This window comes from Streptococcus sp. CCH5-D3 (genome assembly GCF_001556435.1).
Taxonomy (GTDB): Bacteria; Bacillota; Bacilli; order Lactobacillales; family Streptococcaceae; genus Streptococcus.
On record NZ_LSIW01000070.1, the window covers coordinates 1 to 225 of the forward strand.

The window sequence follows — 225 nt, forward strand, 5'->3', positions numbered from 1 at the left end:
AAGTTCGTTTACCATCCAACATGTAGTAAAGATGCACAGAATAGGTACCAGCATCGCCCTTGTGGCTGGCTTTATCTACATGAACCTTGTAACTTCCATCTGACTGTTTATCAGCATGGTACCATGTAAGGTCGTCTTGGCCATTCTTATCTGACCAGATTGGAACACGGACTTCTTTAACTTCTTTGCCACCACCTGAAACATTGGTAACGACTACATCAAAGC

The 225-nt window shown here is 43.1% G+C and carries 1 protein-coding gene; it reads right to left on the reverse strand.

Annotated features, from left to right (window positions below):
- A partial coding sequence (locus AX662_RS04760; RefSeq protein WP_156430691.1) for a GBS Bsp-like repeat-containing protein occupies positions 1-225 on the reverse strand: 225 nt, incomplete at both ends.